At 66.8% G+C, this 18927-nt stretch carries 22 protein-coding genes; 2 read left to right on the plus strand and 20 right to left on the minus strand.

Features of this window, described 5'->3' with window-relative positions; genetic code table 11:
* Positions 1–54 precede the first annotated feature (54 nt).
* The 7 genes from ACWCP8_RS01680 to ACWCP8_RS01710 all read right to left on the minus strand — a co-directional run bounded on the left by ACWCP8_RS01680 (position 55) and on the right by ACWCP8_RS01710 (position 6603).
* A complete protein-coding gene (locus tag ACWCP8_RS01680) occupies positions 55–681 on the minus strand; it encodes a hypothetical protein (protein WP_326605495.1) in 627 nt (208 codons plus the stop codon).
* On the minus strand, positions 681–3257 hold the full coding sequence (locus ACWCP8_RS01685; RefSeq protein ID WP_451113897.1) for a Flp family type IVb pilin: 2577 nt from the start codon (positions 3255–3257) through the stop codon (positions 681–683). The genes ACWCP8_RS01680 and ACWCP8_RS01685 overlap by 1 nt, the downstream gene beginning before the upstream one ends.
* Positions 3258–3874: 617 nt before the next feature.
* Positions 3875–4318, minus strand: a complete 444-nt coding sequence (locus ACWCP8_RS01690) for a hypothetical protein (protein ID WP_451113898.1) — start codon at positions 4316–4318, stop codon at positions 3875–3877.
* Positions 4319–4357: 39 nt separating this feature from the next.
* On the minus strand, positions 4358–4660 hold the full coding sequence (locus ACWCP8_RS01695) for a hypothetical protein (RefSeq protein WP_451114125.1): 303 nt from the start codon (positions 4658–4660) through the stop codon (positions 4358–4360).
* Between the two features lie 378 nt (positions 4661–5038).
* Positions 5039–5671, minus strand: a complete 633-nt coding sequence (locus ACWCP8_RS01700; protein WP_451113899.1) for a DUF2461 family protein — start codon at positions 5669–5671, stop codon at positions 5039–5041.
* Positions 5672–5685: 14 nt separating this feature from the next.
* Complete coding sequence (locus tag ACWCP8_RS01705; RefSeq protein ID WP_451113900.1) at positions 5686–6099, minus strand: DDE-type integrase/transposase/recombinase; 414 nt, start codon at positions 6097–6099, stop codon at positions 5686–5688.
* Between the two features lie 237 nt (positions 6100–6336).
* The gene (locus ACWCP8_RS01710) at positions 6337–6603 is read right to left on the minus strand and encodes a transposase (RefSeq protein WP_451113901.1); all 267 of its coding nucleotides are present in this window, start codon (positions 6601–6603) and stop codon (positions 6337–6339) included.
* A gap of 497 nt (positions 6604–7100) precedes the next feature.
* On the opposite strand from ACWCP8_RS01710, the gene ACWCP8_RS01715 reads away from it, so the two are divergent.
* On the plus strand, positions 7101–7664 hold the full coding sequence (locus ACWCP8_RS01715) for a dihydrofolate reductase family protein (protein ID WP_451113902.1): 564 nt from the start codon (positions 7101–7103) through the stop codon (positions 7662–7664).
* A 267-nt stretch (positions 7665–7931) separates the two neighbouring features.
* Here ACWCP8_RS01715 and ACWCP8_RS01720 read toward each other — a convergent pair whose 3' ends face one another.
* Positions 7932–8240 carry a hypothetical protein gene (locus ACWCP8_RS01720; RefSeq protein WP_451114126.1) on the minus strand — a complete coding sequence of 103 codons (309 nt, stop codon included), beginning with the start codon at positions 8238–8240 and terminating at the stop codon, positions 7932–7934.
* A gap of 111 nt (positions 8241–8351) precedes the next feature.
* On the opposite strand from ACWCP8_RS01720, the gene ACWCP8_RS01725 reads away from it, so the two are divergent.
* Complete coding sequence (locus tag ACWCP8_RS01725) at positions 8352–8717, plus strand: hypothetical protein (protein ID WP_352267760.1); 366 nt, start codon at positions 8352–8354, stop codon at positions 8715–8717.
* 23 nt (positions 8718–8740) lie between these two features.
* On the opposite strand, the gene ACWCP8_RS01730 is transcribed toward ACWCP8_RS01725, so the two are convergent.
* The 12 genes from ACWCP8_RS01730 to ACWCP8_RS01785 form a co-directional block, all read right to left on the minus strand.
* Complete coding sequence (locus ACWCP8_RS01730) at positions 8741–9313, minus strand: DUF4240 domain-containing protein (RefSeq protein WP_352267657.1); 573 nt, start codon at positions 9311–9313, stop codon at positions 8741–8743.
* A 102-nt stretch (positions 9314–9415) separates the two neighbouring features.
* Positions 9416–10276 (minus strand): LysR family transcriptional regulator, encoded by an 861-nt coding sequence (locus ACWCP8_RS01735; protein WP_451113903.1) that lies wholly within the window; start codon positions 10274–10276, stop codon positions 9416–9418.
* On the minus strand, positions 10273–10548 hold the full coding sequence (locus ACWCP8_RS01740) for a hypothetical protein (RefSeq protein ID WP_451113904.1): 276 nt from the start codon (positions 10546–10548) through the stop codon (positions 10273–10275). Before ACWCP8_RS01740 ends, ACWCP8_RS01735 begins: the two co-directional genes overlap by 4 nt.
* 322 nt (positions 10549–10870) lie before the next feature.
* Positions 10871–11521, minus strand: coding sequence for an OmpA family protein (locus ACWCP8_RS01745; RefSeq protein WP_326605490.1), 651 nt, complete (start codon positions 11519–11521; stop codon positions 10871–10873).
* An 8-nt stretch (positions 11522–11529) separates the two neighbouring features.
* Complete coding sequence (locus tag ACWCP8_RS01750; protein ID WP_451113905.1) at positions 11530–12144, minus strand: hypothetical protein; 615 nt, start codon at positions 12142–12144, stop codon at positions 11530–11532.
* A gap of 31 nt (positions 12145–12175) precedes the next feature.
* Entirely contained in the window at positions 12176–12787 is a 612-nt protein-coding gene (locus ACWCP8_RS01755; protein WP_352267654.1) for a pilus assembly protein TadG-related protein, read from the minus strand.
* Positions 12787–13017: a hypothetical protein gene (locus tag ACWCP8_RS01760; protein ID WP_451113906.1), complete on the minus strand. Its 231-nt coding sequence runs from the start codon at positions 13015–13017 to the stop codon at positions 12787–12789. Before ACWCP8_RS01760 ends, ACWCP8_RS01755 begins: the two co-directional genes overlap by 1 nt.
* A 215-nt stretch (positions 13018–13232) precedes the next feature.
* A complete protein-coding gene (locus tag ACWCP8_RS01765) occupies positions 13233–14315 on the minus strand; it encodes a response regulator (RefSeq protein WP_451113907.1) in 1083 nt (360 codons plus the stop codon).
* Between the two features lie 43 nt (positions 14316–14358).
* A complete protein-coding gene (locus ACWCP8_RS01770) occupies positions 14359–15675 on the minus strand; it encodes a sensor histidine kinase (RefSeq protein ID WP_451113908.1) in 1317 nt (438 codons plus the stop codon).
* A 51-nt stretch (positions 15676–15726) separates the two neighbouring features.
* Positions 15727–16614, minus strand: coding sequence for a DUF5936 domain-containing protein (locus ACWCP8_RS01775; RefSeq protein WP_451113909.1), 888 nt, complete (start codon positions 16612–16614; stop codon positions 15727–15729).
* Positions 16615–16628: 14 nt separating this feature from the next.
* On the minus strand, positions 16629–17567 hold the full coding sequence (locus ACWCP8_RS01780) for a type II secretion system F family protein (RefSeq protein WP_352267649.1): 939 nt from the start codon (positions 17565–17567) through the stop codon (positions 16629–16631).
* Positions 17568–17577: 10 nt separating this feature from the next.
* On the minus strand, positions 17578–18915 hold the full coding sequence (locus ACWCP8_RS01785) for a CpaF family protein (RefSeq protein ID WP_352267648.1): 1338 nt from the start codon (positions 18913–18915) through the stop codon (positions 17578–17580).
* Positions 18916–18927 lie beyond the last annotated feature (12 nt).

The raw sequence follows: 18927 nt of genomic DNA on the forward strand, positions 1-18927 counted from the left end.
TCATCGCGGGCACCGCCGAGACGGCGAGCTCGCACGTCGGGCCTCGGCCCCCGCTCAGGCGAGCTCCTGCGCAGCCAGTTCACGGATCTCGGGAGGCAGCGCCTCGTCCGCGGCCAGCCGGGCCAGGGCCTCGCGGCTCTGCGGGACCTCGGCGGTGTTGCGGAGTGCCCACACGGCCTGCTCGGCGGCCATGCCTCGCTGCGCGCACCGCTCGGCAAGCTCCATGGCCCATGGAGTGATCGCCGCGGTGTCATCGACCATGAGCCCGCACCAGTACAGGACCTGTTCGGCGATCCAGGCAGAGATACGGACGGTCCACCGTTCGGTGAAGTCCGTGGTGTCGAAGCCTCTGCGCGCGCACTCCGCCTCGGCCTCGGCCATGCGTTCACGCGTCACGCAGCGGGCGTACGGCATGCGCTCCCGCAATACGTGCCTGATCTCGGTCCATTCGGGCCAGGACGCGTCCTGGCCGAGGAACTTCAGAATCACTTCGGGGGGAGGTTCGGGCGCGGCGAGGGGAGCCGGGGGAAGGCATGCTTCGAGCACGGCTCGCGCGTAGGCGAGGTTCTCCTGGCTCTCCTCCGTTTCCGGGGGCCAGATGAAGCCGAGGTCCCAGGAGTACGGCAGGGCGCGTACGGCCTCGGGAAGCAAGGGCTCCTCGCCATCGTCTTCCGTAGTCATCACGAGACTCCCAGGTATTCCATCGCGCTCTTGGGATCCTTCATCTTGCCGGAGTCACGAGCGGCCTGCTTCTCCGCGTCGGTCTTGGAGTTCCACGCAGCGTCCATGTCCTTCAGCTGCTTGGGGGTGACGTCCTGACCGGCGATCCGGGCGCCGAGACCGTTGTCTGCGATGGTCTGAGCCGGGGTGCCTGGTGGGGTCGTACCGGTTTTTTTGTCCTTCTGGAAACCGTTGAAGATCTTGTCCCAGTCCTTGGGGGTCTCGATCTGGTAGCGGGCCGCTCGCGGCGGTGTCACTCCGCTCTCCTTGGTCCAATCGGCCAGCCGCTTGGCCTGAGCAGGGAGGGACGCCTGAGTGGTCGCATTGGCTGTGTTCTTGACCTCCACGACGTGGACCTTGCCGTCCTTGCCCTTGTAAGCGACGTCGACGTCATCGATGGCGCTGACATCGACCGGCTTGCCGTCCCCGAAGTCCACCGACTTGCGGCCCTTCTGCGCGCCGACACTCGCGTACACCTTGGTGCCCTCGGCAGCGTCCAGATCGGCGGCGCGCTTGGCTGCGCGGACCTCCGCCATGGCTTCGGCCAACTGGTGGCGGTCGGTGGCCTTGAGGACAGTGCCGCCCAGGGAGCCGCGGCTCTGGGTGTCGATGCGCTTGTCGTTGAGCATGTCGGTGAGATCGTCCAGTGCGGACGCCAGCTCGGACTTGCCGAATTCACCGCGGCTAAGGTCGGGGTTGTCCTTGGCTCTCGCGGCCAGCTTGTCGATCGCGCCCTCGTTGAGACTGTAGCGCTCGGACTTGGGCGTCTTCTGCTTGTCACTGGCGTCCCGGATGGTCTGCTTGGCCCGGTCGGCCGCGGTGGAGAGTTCGACTCCGTCAGCGGCCCGGTCGGCTTCGTCAGCTTCCTTCTGGGCGTCGCGAGCGTTGTCCGCCTCCTCGCCCTCGCACTCTTTGTTGCCTGCCGCGAGAACGATCAGGGGGGACTCGGCGTGTCCTGCGGCCAGGATTCCCGTGCCGGAGCCGGGCACGCCGCTGGGCTCACGGCCGGCGCCTGCGCCCTCGTACGGCACGAGCCTGGCGGCACCCAGCGCGATGGTGCAACTGCCGTGCTCCTCCGCCTTCTCGGCCGCGTCGTCGGCGTGCTCCTGCGCTTCGTCGGCCGCCTTACGGGCCCCCTTGGCGTCGCCGAGCCCGGCCGCCTTACGGGCCCGGCCCGCGGCGTCCTTGGCCTTGTCGGCTACATCGGCGATGGCTTGGGCGAGTTTGCCCAGCTTGCCGAGTTTGCTGGACTTTCCGGCGACCTTGGCCACGTCGTAGCCGGGGATGAAGAGCGAACCGACATTCCAGATGACGGTGGTGACGGCCTGGGTCTCCTCGCCCCGGTTCCAGGTTTCGCGGACCTCCTCGCCGACGAACATGTCGTCCAGGACCTTGACGCCCGTATTGACCGAGGCGCCGCCCCAGTCGGTCAGCGCGTCGAAGTAGTCACCATCGGCCCACTTGTCACCGGCGTCCTTGGAATCCGTGCTCCACTTGTCGCCGAGCGATTTCCCGTAGTCGACGATGCCGGAGACGGTGTCGATGGGGTGGACGACGGTGTTCCACAGGTCGGTGACATCGCCCCAGATACCGTCGACGAACAGGCCTTCGCCGACCTGCCCGAGCTGATCGAGGGTGCATCCGAAGAAGCCGGAACATTCCTCCTTCTTCTCCCCTTCCCTGCCCTCGTCGTCAGCTGTCCCCTCCTCATCAGTGGCGATCGGCTCATAGGGGTCAGTAGGATCGCCGGCCTCGCTAGTGGAGCCGGTGTCCTCTCCGCCGCCGGACGCGCCGTTGTCGGTGCCATCACCGGTACCGCCACCGGTACTGCCGCTGGTGCCGTCATCCGTGTCACCCCCGGTGCCGCCACCGGTCGTGCCGCCGGTGACGGTGCCGCCATCCGTCGTCGGGCCGGGCCGATCCTCCGTATCGCCGCCCGCCTCAACCGTCTCCCCACCGTCCCCGGTGGCCGGGCACGAGCTCCCCGTCAGTGAACAGATCGCCGACTGAAGGCCGTTGGTGATCCGGCCACCGACTCCACTCAACGCCAGCGCGAGGATGATCGCCGCGACCACAGCGATCAGACCGACATACTCCATCGCCGTCTGCCCGCGGTCCCGCCGCCACTTGATCAGGTGGGGCAGCGAGAAAGGGGGTCGCCCTGCCCGCTCGCGCTCCGCGAGCCGGAACCACCCCCGGCTCTCCTCCCGGCACAGGAACACGAGAATCACGACAGGCAGAAAGAGCTGAGTGAAACCCTGAACCGAACCGTCACGGATGTTGGACAGGCCACCGAGGATCAGCCACGCCTGTACGGCGATCAGGCCCCACCACACCCGGATCCCACCGGTCCAGGCGCGCAGCGCCAGCACCCAACCGACAGCCCCAGGCGCGGCCGCGTACGCAAGCAGCCCCAGCAGCGTGCCGTCCACCGCGTCCAGGGAGGCGGCGGTGAGGAACAGGCCGATGCCGCCCAGCACGGTCGCCCCGAACAATACGTACACCAGCCAGCGGGCCACCATGAGCGGTTGCGGCATGGGTCGGCGGGGAGCGTCATGGACCTGCCCTGACGCTCCGGACCATGGGACACCACCAGAGAAGGACATGACTGACCTCAACCCCCGGAACGGAAACGGCCGTTCATGGTGGCGCACGGCACCCCACCCCGGTGACCAATCGTATGGCGATCGAACAGACGCGCCATGGGCCCAAGGGCCCAAACCAGGACCCGAATCCCTCCCTTGGCACGCACCGATGCGGTCGCCACGGGCTGAGGCCGGCCAGGGAGCAGCGAGCGCCCCAGCAATGACGAGCACGCACCTTGCGGGCTTCAGCGACGCACCGCACATACATCGACGAGGCAGGACCACAACTGGCTTGGCGCCTCGGCGAAGCGGGGGCACCTCGCAGGCACCCCCCATGCATTCGCAGCGCGGCCGTGATCACGGTGCGTCCGATGGTCGCGCTGCGGGGCTTCCTCACTGGCAGCCGCGAGGCGCTCCAGCAAATGATCCGCGACATCAAGGCCGGCAAGGCCGACCACCTGCTGCAACGACGAAGGCCTGGCACTGCGACCGTGTCGCGGTGCCAGGCTGTAGGATCTCGCGGCCCGTGACATAGGCCGTCGCCCTGACCAGGGGCTCTCTGGGCTGTCTCAGCCCATGTCCTCGTCCGGTGTCTCAGGCTCGTGGCATTTCTCCAGGGTCGACTTCGGCAGTCGACCAGCTACTTCTGCCCACTCACGCTGGGCTGGTGCCCGCTCCATGCGGCTTGCGATGTCCGTCTTGAACGTGGCGTCCAAGGTCTCCGGGAGCTTGCTGAACGTGGCGGGGAGCACGTCGAGCAGGCTCAAGAACTGCTCGCCGCTCGAGGCCGTCAGCAGCAGTTCGCATCTCCAGTGCGGCGACGCCTCGGGGCGGTGACTGAGGTGATGCACGAGTGCGGGGAACAAGTAGTGCGTCGCTCCGGAAGCGAGGTGGTCCCGAAGCCAGTCGACCGGAAGCCGCTCGCTGAAGCCGTATGCGCCGGCCTCCCTCTCCAGGTCGAGGAGCTGTTCGGTGTCGACTGCCCGGATCGTGCGGGGAAGAGTTGGGGCCATGCCGTGATGATGCCAAGAAGCCGCCGCGGGGCCGAGAGGTCAGCGGAGCCGGGCTGCGATCTGCCGACGGGCAGGGCCCCAGACTTCCTCAAACTCGTCGGAGGTCAGTTGCTCCGGGTCATGGCCTTCCCACTCTGAGACGGGCAGTTCTGCTGTGATCCCGAACCTGTGGTCGAACTCGGCGAGGCGGCCTGCGGCGTGGGCCTGCTGCCATTCGTCGAGGGAGACCGCTGCGATCGGGGTCAGCTCAGGTCCTTCGAGCTCGATCTGCCGGGTCACCCAACCTTCGGCGTCGACCTCGAAGTAGAACCAGACGTCTTCCTCTTCCCAGTAGCAGCGCATCCACGTCGTCACCAGCCCATGATGACGGAGCCCTCGGATCGTCCACCGCGGCGATGTCAGAGTCATGCTGGAGGATTACGCCCATGCTGATCGCGACGTCGGCTGGGCTGCTGGCAGAGGGGACTGGCGGGACCCTTTCATGTGGAACAACATCGGCTCGCAGTTCGAAACCGGAGAAGCTCCGCAACTCGGCTGATCAGGCCGCCCATCCGGTAGTTGCTTCGCCCTTCGTCTGGATCCACTCGCGGATGGTCCCGATGGCGTCGAGAAGCTCCTCGAAGATGCGGAGATCACGACGCTGCCGACGACCTGTTGCCACGTCCCCGCACTCAAGTTCCGCTTCTCCACTACTCAGTGCCGCGCGGGGCCCTCGTGATGTCAGGCGGCGCGCTTCACGTGGCGGACCAGCCACATCAGCAGGGCGTCCAGGTCAGCGGCGGCCGAGAGGACTCGGTCGACCGCCTCGGGGGTGTGCAGCCACTCCTCGCAGCCGAGGGAACGGGCGGCGATCAGAGAACGGTGGCGCAGCAGGTTCGTACGGGAGTGGTCTGTCGGATAGCCGCGCGGGGGGCGTTTCATCACGTCCCCGGAGATGTCGTAGCCCTTCTTCCGCACGTCCTCGACGATGGCGGACAGTTCGCGGCCGCTCCCCTCGGAGGCCACGGCTTTGCGGAACATGTCCACCTGGCCGGGATCGGGGTACCACCAGGCGCCCTGGATCCGCAGGCCGTCCAGGGAGAACCGGAGACCGATCTCGATCTTGCGGCCGAGCCGGATCACCGCGCTCTGGTGCTGCCACCACCAGGAGTCGGTGCGGTAGTGCCAGACGGAGAAGTCCTCGTACCGGGGGTCGGTGTCCGCCACCTCGTTGAGCAGGGCGATCATCGGCTGCCGGACCAGGCGTTCGCGGTCCGCGCGGTAGCGCTCGCGGGTCGCGTGGGTCGGTTCGCCCTGGAGCTGCCACAACACGTCCATGGCCTGCTCCGGCCAGCCGGTGAACTGTCCGCGCATGCGCGCAGGATAGCTCACCCGTGATCCGCGCGCGGAGAGTGAGACGGGCAGGGAGGCGTAGCCCCAGACCTGTCGCGTCCGGCGGCCATGGTCAGCGCGTCCACGACCAGGCCGGCGCTGTGGTGGTCGGCCATCAAGTAGCCGACGATCTCGCGGGTGGCGAGGTCCAGCCAGGTCGCCAGATACAGCCAGCCCTCATCAGTGAGAATGTAGGTGATGTCGCCGACCAGCTTCATCCCCAGTGCACTCGCGGTGAAGTCGCGGCCGATCAGGTCCGGGGCGGGCACCGCCCTTTTGACCGGGCGGGTCAAGCCCTTGCGCCTGCGCCGCGTGACGCCGCTGATGTCGCGTTCCCGCATGACGCGCTCGACCCGCTTGCGGTTCACGCGGTGTCCGACCCGGCGCAGCCCGGCGTGGATACGCGGCACCCCCGTAAGTGCCTTTGGAGGCGAGGTGGAGCACGGTGATCTCATGGGCCAGGGCGTCGTCGGCGGCCTTCCTTGCCCGCCGGGCCTGCTCGTCGGCCAGCCACGCGTAGAAGGAGGAGCGGGCTACCTTCAGCAGCCGACGCAACAGAGCAACATGGTGGGTGGTCTTCTCCGCCTCGATGAACGCGTACACCTCGCTCATCGATCGCTCTCCTTCGCGAAGAAGACCGCCGCTTTTCACAGCACCTCGATCGTCTCCGCCCGCTCGGCGGCCAGCCTCCGCAGCCGGCGCAGCTCTTCGCGTTCGGCCGTCGTCAGCTCGCCCGCCGCCCCCCGTCCGCGGTCGATCGTGTCCTGCTTGGCCCAGTTTCGCAGTCCCTCGGCACTGACCCCGATGTCCCGGGCCACCTCGGTGACGGTCTTCCCGGAGGAGTGCACGAGCGCGACCGCATCCCGCTTGAACTCCTCCGTGTACCGCCTACTGCGGCTGCTCTTGCTTCCCACCTGGCACTACTTCCTCTGGAACTCACGTCCCAGTCTCCAGGTGTCCAAGATCAAGGGGAAGGTTCACACCCCCGGTTCACAGGCGTTCGCCTGTGAGACCACGGTGTCAACGATCACCGTTTGGGTGGCCCGAACCGAAGTCCGGGCCATCCAAACGGGTGAACCGCCTGAACTGGCAGTCTCAGAACTACGGCATATCTGCCACAACTTGGCCATCTCCTCTGAGATTCGGCCAAGAAATCTGAGACCCTACACAGGCTGTAGGGTCTCGCCGCCGATGACATGTCGATCTTCTGTGACCTGCTGGTTCTCTGTTGTCTCACCGCGATGTCACTCAAGATCAGTCTCAGATCGATGCCATTTCCTCGGCGGAACGATGCGTCTGCGGCTGAGCCACCGAGCACGAGGACTACATGTGAGCTCAGATCGCGCACCGATGAGTTTCCCGCGCCGCGCCGGTCTGTACGCGTGAGACCGACTCACGGAAGGCTGGCGCCATGGGGAAACTGATCTACGGCATGAACCTGACCCTGGACGGCTACATCGCCGCGCCCGGCGACGACATCGGCTGGAGCGTGCCGAGCGACGAGCTGTTCCAGTTTTGGTCCGACCAGTTGCAGGCGACCGACCTGTCGCTGTACGGGCGCAAGCTGTGGCAGACGATGAGCTCCTACTGGCCGACCGGCGACCAGCAGCCCAACGCCACCCCGGCGGAGATCGAGTTCGCACGCCGCTGGCGGGACATGTCGAAGGTGGTGTTCTCCTCGACGATCGACAAGGTCGACTGGAACACCCGCCTGGTCACCAGCGACGCGGTCGCCGAGATCACCCGGCTCAAGGCCGAGGACGGCGGACCGATGGACATCGGCGGCGCGACGCTCGCCGGGGCGGCCATGCGGGCCGGGCTGATTGACGAGTACGTGCTGGCCACCGCGCCGGTCCTGGTGGGCGGCGGCACGCCGTTCTTCACCGCGCTGGACAACTGGGTGAACCTCAACCTGGTGGAGACGCGGACGCTTCCCTGCGGCGTGATCCTGACCAGGTACGAGACGAGGCGCTGAGCGCCCGTCCTGGGTGACCCGGACTATCGCCCGAGCCACCCAAACGAGTGAAGCCCCTGAACTGCAAGTCTCATGGCAGTGGCATTTCTGCCATCCATCTGCCAACTGCCGTGAGATTCTGCCAAGGCTTTTGAGACCCTGCAAGGAGTGCAGGATCTCGCGGCTCGTGGCATAGGGCGTTGTGCTGACCAGCAGGTTCTGGCGAGGTCTCACATCGCGGCCAGGTACTCCTGTCTCAGGAGGGGCGGCATTTCCTCGTGGCCTGCTTCAGGAGTCAGACAGTCGAGCCGCGATCTGGCGACGGGCCGCATCCCAGACCGCCTCGAACTGGTCGGAGGTCAACTCCTCGGGGTCGTAGCCCTCCCACTCCGAGACGGGCAGTTCTGCTGTGATCCCGAACCTGTTGTCGTACTCATCGAGGCGGCCTGCGTCGTAGGCCCGCTGCCACTCAGCAAGGGAGGCACCTGCGATCGGGGTCAGCTCAGGCCCTTCGAGTTCAACCTGCCGGATCACCCAGCCTTCAGCGTCGACTTCGAAGTAGAACCAGACGTCTTCCTCACCCCAGTAACAGCGCATCCACATCGTCACCAGACCATGATGGCCGTGCCCTGGTCCGGCTGGCCGCGGAGGTGTCCGCATTTCGTTGGATGGGCGTCCGGCGGGTTGGGATGATCCTGCGTGACCAGCATGAGCAGAGTCCAGACCGAAGCAGGGTGGGACGGCCCGTATTACCGCGTCCGCGCCGAAGCGTTCGATGCGCTGTTCCTCCCCGGCCCTGACGAAGCACTCGACGAAGTCTGCAATGTTGATGTCGAGGTGCATCTCCCTGATGGCTCGCGCTGGAGCGCGACGGTCTTCACTCTTGCCGAGGTCGATCGGCTGATGAAGCGGTGGGAAGAGACCGGAGAAGCAGCTGGCGGCCAGTGCTTCTGGTGCTCTGACGGCTTGGTCGTGCGGGCTCCGGGCATCCCAGGGATGGTGACAGTGATCGCCGAGCTGCTCAGATCCGGAGAGTTCGACGGCGCATTTCACCGCCTGGATTCCTCGGTCTGAACGTGCCGGACAGAGCCTGTCGCTCAGTGTGCGGTGTCACGGAGGTAGAGGGCGGCGAGCCGCGGGAGTCGGCGTCGCATCTCATCGGGGTCGTCGAAGTCGAAGTCTTCGCCCATGTCTTCTGCGTCTTGTCCGGAACTGTCACCTGAGGCTGCGTACTCGTCCCAGGCCTCGTAGAAGTCCTCTTCGCCACCGGTGATGCGCTTGAACGCATCGCTGGCCGCGTAGTTGACGTCCTCGTAGAACACGGCTTCATCGTCGTACGCCTCTGCGGCGGCGATCACCGCAGGATGCTCAGCAAGACTGTCCGGGCAGGCCGCAGCCCTCTCGTACCAGTCGCGGCCCAGCGCGATCAGACCGGCGCGGAAGTCCATGAAGCTGTCGTCCGAGCAGCCGCCGCCGATGAGGTAGGCGGCTGCCCATACGTCCCATCGGTAGACGGCTTCATGTACCTCGTCGAAGCCCTCCTGGTAGCGGAGGATGTCGTCCTTGGCACGGGTGGCCAACTCGTCAACCAGGGCTTCCACGAAGGGCTTGTCAGCTGTGCCGGCCGAGCGAGCGGCCTCAATGATGGTCCAGAACTCAGAGGTGTCCATGGCGTGGGAACTCTGACAGTCGGGTATGACAACGGCTCCTGCTGGGGCGGATGGCTGCCGCTGTGATCACGGTGACGACCTTCGCTCCGAATGGTGTCAGCGTTATGCCTCGGACAGCCAACTCGTTGCTGCTCTGACGACCCGCTTGCCGAGTGGCGTGAGTTTCATGGGCCGGCCCCGTTCGGCTCGTTCGAGTAGCGGGCCGCCCAGTTCGCGGGCCAGGCGGTTGATCTGAGTGACGAGGGTGGGCCCGTTGACGCCCATGTCCCGGGCTGCCGCGCCGAGGGTGGGATAGGCGGAAGCTTTCACGAACCGCCGGAGGCGTTCTTCAGCGGCGAGGCCGTTGAGTGCGGGTCGCAGCAAGCGGGAAGCCTGTCTGGCTCTCTCCCGAATGCGGAGGCTCTCGTCATGGCTTGCGCCGCCGCGAGGACGCAAGGGGATCTCGTGCATCCTGGCCCACTTGGCGACGTTCGACATGGTCATACCGGTCTCCTCGGCGATGTCGGCGAGGGTGCGACGGCGCGTGACGTACTGCTCGTGAAGCCATTCGCGGGTGATCTCCTGACGGTGTCGGTACTCCTTCGGAGTACCGATCGGGATCTTGTACTCGTCGGCGATACCTCTGATCACGTCGGCCTGGACGCCGTAGAGCTCTCCGATGGCACGCAGGGACATCCGCTGCTCGATGTAGAGCCGCGCGAAGGTGGCTGAGTCAAGGACTTCGCGGACGGGGGCGGAGACGGGGGCGGGCCACGAGCGTCGTTCGCTTGTATCGAGTGCCGGGTGCCGGTCGAGGAGGCAGCGCACGACGTCAATCGTCGTCTGCAGGTGGGCGGCGGCTTGGGTGGCCGTCATTTCGTCCTGACGGATCACACTGTGCAGCTCCTTGATATTGATCTCGAAGGGGCGATGTCCGGGCAGGCCGAGGTCGTGGAGGAGATTGTCCGGCGGGTACCAGGTCACGGGTTCGTGGTGATGCGGTTGCGCTGCAGGAAATCCTCGGCCGCGTGGTCCAGATGCGCGAGAAGCTCGGGGGTCAACCGAAGGTAGCGCATGGCGTGTTGGCTGCGAGCGGAGTTGTTCTCGGGGGTGCAGGTGGACGGTGCCATTCGGGCGGGCAGGCCGCTGGTACGCAGGAACACATAGCTTCTGAAGAGTCGGGCGAGGGTGCCTGTGCTGCCGACGATGTCGCATCGTAGTGCTTCTGCCCCTTGAACCAGCGGAATGTTCGCCAAGGCACCGCCGATGCCAAGAGCTCGACGGACACCTCGCTCCAGGCCCGGTCCTCCATCGCCGCACGCCCCACGGGGCGGACACTCACAGACGCAGCGAATTCCCCCACCACACACCCCCAGCCACACATCAACTTCCTGTGCAGCCACGGTGCCAGCGCAGCGAACGCGGGCGGTATGGATCACTGTTATCGCCGCCCGAATGGGTGACGCTCCGACCTGCGAGTCTCACGGCGGCGGCATAAGTGCCGCCGCCGTGCAGTTCTCGCTGAGATTATGCAGCGAGTTTTGAGACCCTACACAGACCCCATGTGGGCATGCGCCCTCAGGAAGCGTTGCCGCGCGGGAAGGAGACCTCCACGCGCCGGTTCTTCTTCCGGCCCTCTTCGTTGGCGTTGCTGGCGATCGGGTACTGCTCGCCATAGCCGCGGATCTCGAAGGTGACGTTCGAGTCGAGCGACTGGGCCAGCACCGAATGCACCGCGTCGGCACGCTGCTTGGACAGCACGTCACCGTGTGCTGAGGAACCGAGATTGTCGGTGAAGCCGAAGACGCGCACCTTGGTGGCGTTCTGCTTCTTGATCTCGGCAGCGACGGCCGCGATACGGGACTTGGCCGCCGAACTCAGCTTCGCGCTGTCCTTGCCGAAGAGGACTTCGGCCTGGAGCGCGAACTTGATGCTCGCGTTGCTGTCCTCGCGACGCTCCTCGCCGCCCATGTCCTCGACAACCTGGATGATGTCGAGGACCTTGCCCGGCGCGAGCGTGCCACCGTCGGGCATCTTCAGGTCGGGGTCGTTCCCGTCCACCTTGACGGGCGGCTCCGACGACGCCTCCGTACCGGGAGGCACACTCGGACCGTCGTCCGCGAGAGCGGTCGAGACCCCGAAGACGCTGGTGCCGGCCATCAGCATCGCCACCGCGACGGCCCGCCCCACAGCATGTCCTGGCCTGAGCCTTGTGCGTGTGCTGGTCATGTCGGCCATCACCCGGAGATCTTGAGGGAGGTGGTGGCGAAGGTCGGCAACGTGAAGTCAACCTCCGTTGTCGTGCTGGGCGGAGCCGGGAACTGCATGAAGACCGGGATCGACTTCCCCGGCTGGAGCGGGAGAATCCCCGTCGTGCAGAGGCACCGAGAATCCGTGTCGCGGAGGATGTAGTAGCGCTTCTTGCCCGCCTTGTCCACCAGTGTGGCGCCGGCGACCGAGTTGGGGTTCTTCGCCACGATGGCGCTCTCGGCACCCGCCCAGCCTGCGGTGTTGCTCGACTGCTGGCCTTCGTTCTTGATCTCCCCTTGGATGGTGACGAACCCGCCGGAGTCGCGCTTGACCTGATTGATGACGAGGGTGAGGCCGCCCTGCCCCCTCGCCTCGGCCAGCTTCACATTCGGGTCCACGTTGTCCCCGGCGGAAGTGTCTTCCTTCGCACCCTTGTCCCCGTCGGAGGGCTTGGAGGGTGTGGAGGATGACGACGAAGAAACGGGGTCCTTCGTCTTTCCGCCGTCATCGCTGCCGCAAGCAGTGACGGCGAGGGCCAGTGCCGCCGTCACCGAGACAGCGGCCACCACCCTTCGGGTCCTCGCAGTACGCCGAATGCTCATCGGTTCTGATTCCTTTACTCGTCGTTCGCTGTCAGTCGTCGACCAGGTGGACGGCGAAGATGGCCTTGCTCAGAGCGGCCCATGCATCCTGATCGAAGTCAGTCGGGTCGATCGAGAAGCCATCCCGGCCATCGCACTTGAAGGCCACCGGTTCACCCGGGTCGCCCTTGAACTTGTAGGTGCATCGGAACTCGATGACTGCAGTCGCATCCGCGGTGGCCTGCTTGGTCTCCGTACCGGGGATCACCGTGTCGCCGACCGTGTAGCGGGTCCGGATGCTGACGTGCACCTTGTCCCGCAGGTAGCCGTACTCCGGGTAACACGTCTCGGTGTCCGATCGGTTGGACGATGCAAACCGTTGAGCCTGCATACACGGAACCGCCGGGTTGAACATGTAGTCCTGCAGGAACTCGTGAAGCCCGCCCGGCGTCATGAGTGCGGCGACGAACGGAGGTCCGAGGGTGTCACGAGCATCCTGAGCCGCAGCGAGCACGGCAGCGTCCGCTGCGCCCTGAGCTCCGTTTCGAGTTGCTGATGCCTTACCGACAGCAAAGAACGCACACGCGAGGAAGAGCAGGCCCGCCACCATCACTACATAGATGGGGAAGGCCTGCCCTGCATCGCCGCGTTTGCGCGTACCCATTAGCCGGCGGTGATGGAGTCCACGAGGCCGGAGATCCGAGTCGAGATCGCGCCACCGATACCCGTCGCCACGATCGCGCCGATGATCGCCACGACCACCAGGATGATGCCGAGGTACTCGAAGGCCGTCTGGCCGCGGTCCTTGGCCTCGTAGCGCTTCTGGATGGAACGGGCGGCGGTGCTGGCCCAGCCGTTGACGCGGACGGCGGTCTTCAGGGTGATGTTCGACATGGTGTTCCCCTCCAGGTTCGGCCGACCGGTAGCCGGCCGACTCACACGTTTCTTTGTTGTCGCTTCCGTTACCGGCTTCCTCCTGGCCGGTGCCGTTTGCGACATGAGAAACATACGGCGGAACACCCTGCCCGCCAGAGGGTCCCAGGGCCCAATCCCGGGCCCAAAGGGCGAGTTGGGTCCTGACGCCCGAGTCCTGGGCCCGAGTCCCCCGCTCAGCCATGTCCACCACTCCCCCGCGCCGGCGCCGTGCCGAGCCAGCGGGCGATCGCCTCGCTGCGGCTTCCGCTGTGCAGCTTGGTGAAGATGCGGTTGATGTGGTTCTTGACGGTCTTCTCGCTGATGAAGCAGGTGGCGGCGATCTGCTGATTGCTCATGCCGGACGCGATCAGCTCCATGACCTCCACCTCCCGTGAACTCAGCCCGTACTGCTGCCTGTTAGGGGCCGTGACCGACCCCCCGGTTGTTGAAGACTGTGCCACAACTGATTGCAGTTGCGAAAGACCCTGCGCCGGTAGGCCCGGTCGCGTCGCAGGTGACGGCATTTCGGGGGCCGACGGATGTGCAGGCGCACCGTGTTGCTGCACATGTCCGGCGCCCTGCCCGCCGTAGCCGGGGCCCTGGTGGACAACGCCTGTGGTCAGCGCGGTCCCCAGCCCCTCAGGCAGCTGCCCGCCCTGCGGTCCGGGGCCCTGCCTCATATGGGCCAGGAGCGCGTTCGCGGCGGTGGCGGTGAAGTGGGCCCGGCCGCTCTTGGTGTCCCTCACGGCCTGCACGAGTTGGTCCGCCGTGAACTCCCCGTGCACCAGATAGCCGCCCGCGCCCAGCCGCAGTGCCTCGTGGACGATCTCGCTCTCGCGGCTGTACGTCAGCATCATGACCGGGGCGACCTGCACGAGGTGCGGCAGCGCGGAGATGCCGTCGACCCCAGGCATGCGGACGTCGAGCAGGACGACGTCCGGGCGGTGCTGAACGGCCATGTCGTAGGCCTGGCGGCCGTCCGCGGCCTCCGCCACGACTTCGATGTCCTCACGGCCGGAGAGCAGCACGCCCAGGCCGGCCCGGACCACCGGGTTGTCGTCGGCGACGACGACCCTCAGCGGGCCGGTCACCGGCGCCGGAGGAGCAGCAGGAAAGGGGGGAGGCATGTCCTCGGATGCCGCGGACTGCTGGGGGACGGGGAACCCGGAGGAGCTGAGCTCCGAGTTGAGCGGGGTGACGTGCGAGGACGTGTGCTGGGAGGCGTGGTTCTGTGCGGCCCAGTTCTGGCCCGACGCGCGGGAGACGTCGTCCGGCATCTGCGACCTCCTCTCAGGTTCTTGGGGGGTGGGATGGAGCGGATCAGTTCAGTTGTGGTGCGTGGGAGCCGGCTGCGAGCGCGGCCACCGGAAGTTCCAGGCGTACTTCGGTGCCCTTGGCCGCCTTGCCCTTGCCGATGCGGATACGGGCTCCGATGGACGCGGCACGTTCGACCATGCCGACGAGGCCGAAGTGGCCGGCGCGCTTGAGGTCGTCGAGCGTCGTGCCCGGGGGCAGGCCGCGCCCGTCGTCGTACACGCTGACGCGCAGGACATCGCCCTTCACGCCGGCCAGCACAACGAGATAGGTCGGGTGGGCGTGGCGATGGGCGTTCTCCATCGCTTCGGAGGCGACGGTGAGCAGCTGGCGGGCGACCACCTGCGGCACGAGCGGGACCGGGGCCTCGTTGAGCATCCGGAAGGTGGCCGTGAGCCCATGGCGACGGGTGAAGTCGTCGGCCCTGGCGCGGAGTTCGGAGACGACGTCCACGCCTCCATCGAGTCCGGAGTCCCGGCGCAGGTCGGAGAGCAGTTCCCGCGACTCCGCCGCTGCCCGGCGGGCGGAGCGGGCGACCAGTTCGGCCTGGTGCTTGACGGTGAGCGGGTCCATCCGGTCGGAGGAGCTGGCCAGGCCGTCGGCGGCCAGCGCCAGGCCGTGCAGGGTCTTGGCCACCGAATCGTGCATCTCGCGGGCGAGCCGGGTGCGCTCGCCCTCCACGGCCTCGTTCACGGCCAGCCGGGCCCTGGTCTCGGTGAGGGCCTGGCTGGCCGTGCCGAACCGGAGAAGGAGATTGCGAAGGGTGACTCCGACGGCGCCCGCGATCACGCAGAAGCCGGGAAGGAGCAACGCGGTGGCGTCGCCGGCCTCCAGCCTCGAGTCGGTCCCGTACACGCCGATGACGATCAGTGTCTGGAGCGCCGCGAAGACTGCCGCGCCCCGCCAGCCGTAGACGAGTCCCGCCAGCAGCGGGGTACACACGGTGACATAGGCGAGAGTCGACTCGGGCGTGGCGGTGATCAGCAGCAGGGCTCCGAACAGCGCGTCGATGCCGAGCAGCCAGGGGTGGCGCAGGAGGACGGGCCCGAAGCGTTCCCAGTCCCGGAAGAGGACGTACGACCCCATGAAGGTGACGAGGACGGCCGAGCCGATCAGCCAGGTGGCCCCGCCCGACGCCGTGTGATCGATCGCGAACGGAGTGGCTATGGCGATCATCGCGAGCCGGAAGCCGAAGACCTGACGGCACATGGCCTGGAGCGCGTTGAGCTGGATCGCGAACGCCGGGCGCGCCCCGGGGTCGGCCATCGCCTGACGTACCTCAGCGGTCAGTCCGAGCTGTGAACTGCCGAGCTGGAACGACATGAGCCTGTCACCTCCCCCTGGTCATCGTGCTCAAGATCCCCGTCATGCATGTCATCCGCCCGTGAGGAAGCTGAAGTCGACGTTGGCTCCGTAGACGAAGCCGACCGTCAGCAGGACCAGGGTTCCCGGGAGCAGGAAGGTCGTGACCGCGAAGGTGGCCTTCGGAACGGCCCTGGCGGCCTTCCGGCGGGCGTTCTGGGCATCCGTACGCCGCATGTCGTTGGCGATCTGGATCAGCGTGTCGACGATCGGGGCGCCCAGCTCCTCGCCCTGCTGGAGCGTGGTCACGAACATCGCCACCTGTTCCGAGTCGTTGCGCTTGCGCAGCTCCTCGAAGGCCTGTCGACGGCTGACGCCCATGTCCATCTGACGCAAAGTGATGCGGAGTTCGTCGGCCCACGGGCCCTCGTACTTGTCGGCGACGCGCCCCAGTGCCTGGCGGAAGCCGAGGCCCGCCGAGACGACGACGGCCAGGACGTCGAGGAAGTCGGGGAGCGTCCGCTCGATGTGGTCCTTGCGGACCCGGACCGCCGACCAGATGCCGACCTCCACCCAGAACAGACCGAAGCCGATCAGCAGAAGGGAGAGGAAGAGCTGTCCGCGCAGGATCATCGAGGAGGCGCCGAGCAGGCCGAGGGCACCGTAGACGAAGCGGCGGGCGGCGTAGCGATCGATGGTCAGACCGCCGGGGTTGCCCGCCATGTCGATCTGGCGGCGCTTCTTGTTGACGGCCTTGGGGCCCATCATCCGCAGCACCATGGGGGCCCAGCGCATGCCGAGCCGGTCGATGCCGGAACCCACCGCACCGGTGCGGGTGGCGCCGACCTCCAGGGCGATGGCGAGGTCGCCGGGGAGTTTGGCGTCGGCCCGGTACATCCGGATGCCGGCGATGGCTCCGAACACCGCGAGACCCACGACGAGCGCAAGCAACAGGTCCATGTCAGCTCCTCCCCTCAGACATCGATACGGGACATGCGACGGATCACGATGAATCCGATCGCGTACAGGACGAGGGAGACGATCACGGCGACCTGACCGATGAGGGCGCCGGTCATCCGGTCGAGTGCGCCCGGCATCACCGCGTTCATCAGGAGCATCGCGCCGAAGCCGAAGACCGGGACGGCGTAGGCCGTGACGGTCACCTGCGACAGCTGCGTCTTGACCTCACGCCGGGTCTCCTTGCGCTCCTCCAGCGTCTCCGTGAGGTTGCGCAGCGAGCTGACGACCGTACCGCCGGCCCGGTTGGACAGAACGAGAGTGGTCACCAGGACGACCAGCTCGCGCGAAGGCAGCCGGTCGGTCAGTTCGCTCATCGCATCGTCGAGCGATTCGCCGACTGCGAGGCGGCGGGCGACACGGGCCAGTTCCTCGCCCGCCGGGTCCTCCATCTCGTCCGCCGCCATGCTGATGGCAGTGCGCAGGGCGAGGCCGGCCTGGGTGGCGTTGGCGAGGATGCGGGAGAGCTCGGGGAGCTGGTTGATGAAGCGTTCGGTGCGCTTGGTCCGCTGCCAGTTCAGGAAGGCATTGGTGCCCCAGAGACCGATGAGCGCCGCGACCGGGCCGAAGAAGCTGGCGAGGATCGACGAGGCGGCCATCCAGAGTCCGGCCATGGCGACGAGCGCGTAGACGAAGAACTCGCCCGGGGTGATCTCCAGCCCCGTGGCGGCGAGCTTCAGCTCCAGCTTGCGGCCCAGGCCCGTCTTGCGCAGCCTGCGGTCGACGCCCTGGAAGCGGCGCTGTCGCCCGGCTGCCGGTATCTGGCCGGTGTGCGAAAGCCGGTCGACGAGGGCGTCCCGGTCGGCCTTCCCGCCGGTGTAGGCGTGCAGGCCCATGACGCCCGTCACCCCGAAGACGAGGGTGACGCCGATCGTGAGCAGAGGGAGATTGTTCATCGCGCGGTACCTACTTGGCCTCTCGGGTGGCGAGCTGTTCGACGGACGCGGCGACTCCGAAGGCCTGCGGGACGGGCTGGCTGGCCATGTAGAGCTTGTCCGCGATCTTGCGCGGGAGCGGGAGGTACTGGAACTGGCCGTGGATCCGCCCGTCGGCGGCCATCGGCTGGGCATTGAACCGGGCGACGGTCACGATGCGGTACGCGTCGCGGCCGTGCGAGTCCAGCACGGCGATCTCGGTGACCTTGCGGGATCCGTCGGCGTGCCGGGTGAGCTGAACGATGACGTCCACGGCGCTGTTGATCTGGTCGTGCAGCGCCTCGAACGGGATCTTGATCTCGGACATCGAGGCCAGGGTCTGCAGACGCATGAGCGCGTCCTCGGCGTTGTTGGCGTGGACGGTGGCGAGAGAGCCGTCGTGACCCGTCGACATCGCCTGGAGCATGTCGAGCGACTCGCCGCCACGGACCTCACCGACGACGATCCGGTCCGGGCGCATACGCAGGGAGTTGCGGACCAGGTCACGGATGGTGATCTGGCCCTTCCCCTCGACGTTCGCCGGGCGGGACTCCAGGCGGATCACATGGTTCTGCTGGAGCTGGAGCTCTGCGGAGTCCTCGATGGTGACGATGCGCTCATGGTTCGGAATCAGTCCGGACAGTGCGTTGAGCAGCGTCGTCTTCCCCGTACCCGTGGCACCGGAGACGATGATGTTGAGCTTGGCCTGTACGAGCCCGGAGAGCAGGATCAGCATCTGGTCGTCGAGCGAGCCGACATTGATCATCTCCTGGAGCGTGAACGCGCGCGGGAACCGTCGGATGGTGAGGGTCGCGCCGGACAGCGACAGCGGCGGGATGATCACGTTGACACGCTCACCGCTGGGCAGACGGGCGTCGACCATCGGATTCGACTCGTCCACACGGCGGTTGACGGTCGACACGATGCGCTCGATGGTCTGCATCAGCTGCTCGTGCGAACCGAACCGCATCGGGAGCTGCTCGACCTTGCCGCTGCGTTCCACGAAGATCTGGTCCGGTCCGTTCACCATGATTTCGGTGATGGACGCGTCCTCGAGGAGCGGTTCCAGGATGCCGAGGCCGAGCGCCTCGTCGACGACGCGGCGGATCAGCTGGGTGCGTTCGACGGTCGAGAGGACCGGGCCCTCACGGCTGATGATGTGGCTGAGTACGCGCTCCAGGCGGGCCCGCCGGTCGGCGGCGGCCAGCGAGGACATCTCCGCGAGGTCGATCTCCTCGAGCAGCTTGGCGCGGTAGGTGGCCACCATGTGGCTGTCCTCCCGCCCCCCGCTGTTCTTCTCGGGGGCGGTGATGCGGGCCCGCAGGCTCATTCCGTGACTCCC

Source organism: Streptomyces sp. NPDC002206 (assembly GCF_053593595.1).

Coding starts and splice junctions, on each gene's coding strand:
- ACWCP8_RS01775 (WP_451113909.1), bottom strand. CDS start 16,614: ATGGACCTGTTGCTTGCGCTCGTCGTGGGTCTCGCGGTGTTCGGAGCC.
- ACWCP8_RS01725 (WP_352267760.1), top strand. CDS start 8,352: ATGAGCAGAGTCCAGACCGAAGCAGGGTGGGACGGCCCGTATTACCGC.
- ACWCP8_RS01745 (WP_326605490.1), bottom strand. CDS start 11,521: ATGACCAGCACACGCACAAGGCTCAGGCCAGGACATGCTGTGGGGCGG.
- ACWCP8_RS01765 (WP_451113907.1), bottom strand. CDS start 14,315: ATGCCGGACGACGTCTCCCGCGCGTCGGGCCAGAACTGGGCCGCACAG.
- ACWCP8_RS01785 (WP_352267648.1), bottom strand. CDS start 18,915: ATGAGCCTGCGGGCCCGCATCACCGCCCCCGAGAAGAACAGCGGGGGG.
- ACWCP8_RS01690 (WP_451113898.1), bottom strand. CDS start 4,318: ATGGCCCCAACTCTTCCCCGCACGATCCGGGCAGTCGACACCGAACAG.
- ACWCP8_RS01720 (WP_451114126.1), bottom strand. CDS start 8,240: ATGCGCTGTTACTGGGGTGAGGAAGACGTCTGGTTCTACTTCGAAGTC.
- ACWCP8_RS01730 (WP_352267657.1), bottom strand. CDS start 9,313: ATGGACACCTCTGAGTTCTGGACCATCATTGAGGCCGCTCGCTCGGCC.
- ACWCP8_RS01750 (WP_451113905.1), bottom strand. CDS start 12,144: ATGAGCATTCGGCGTACTGCGAGGACCCGAAGGGTGGTGGCCGCTGTC.
- ACWCP8_RS01695 (WP_451114125.1), bottom strand. CDS start 4,660: ATGCGCTGCTACTGGGAAGAGGAAGACGTCTGGTTCTACTTCGAGGTC.
- ACWCP8_RS01755 (WP_352267654.1), bottom strand. CDS start 12,787: ATGGGTACGCGCAAACGCGGCGATGCAGGGCAGGCCTTCCCCATCTAT.
- ACWCP8_RS01780 (WP_352267649.1), bottom strand. CDS start 17,567: ATGAACAATCTCCCTCTGCTCACGATCGGCGTCACCCTCGTCTTCGGG.
- ACWCP8_RS01715 (WP_451113902.1), top strand. CDS start 7,101: ATGGGGAAACTGATCTACGGCATGAACCTGACCCTGGACGGCTACATC.
- ACWCP8_RS01760 (WP_451113906.1), bottom strand. CDS start 13,017: ATGTCGAACATCACCCTGAAGACCGCCGTCCGCGTCAACGGCTGGGCC.
- ACWCP8_RS01700 (WP_451113899.1), bottom strand. CDS start 5,671: ATGCGCGGACAGTTCACCGGCTGGCCGGAGCAGGCCATGGACGTGTTG.
- ACWCP8_RS01770 (WP_451113908.1), bottom strand. CDS start 15,675: ATGTCGTTCCAGCTCGGCAGTTCACAGCTCGGACTGACCGCTGAGGTA.
- ACWCP8_RS01685 (WP_451113897.1), bottom strand. CDS start 3,257: ATGCCGCAACCGCTCATGGTGGCCCGCTGGCTGGTGTACGTATTGTTC.
- ACWCP8_RS01680 (WP_326605495.1), bottom strand. CDS start 681: ATGACTACGGAAGACGATGGCGAGGAGCCCTTGCTTCCCGAGGCCGTA.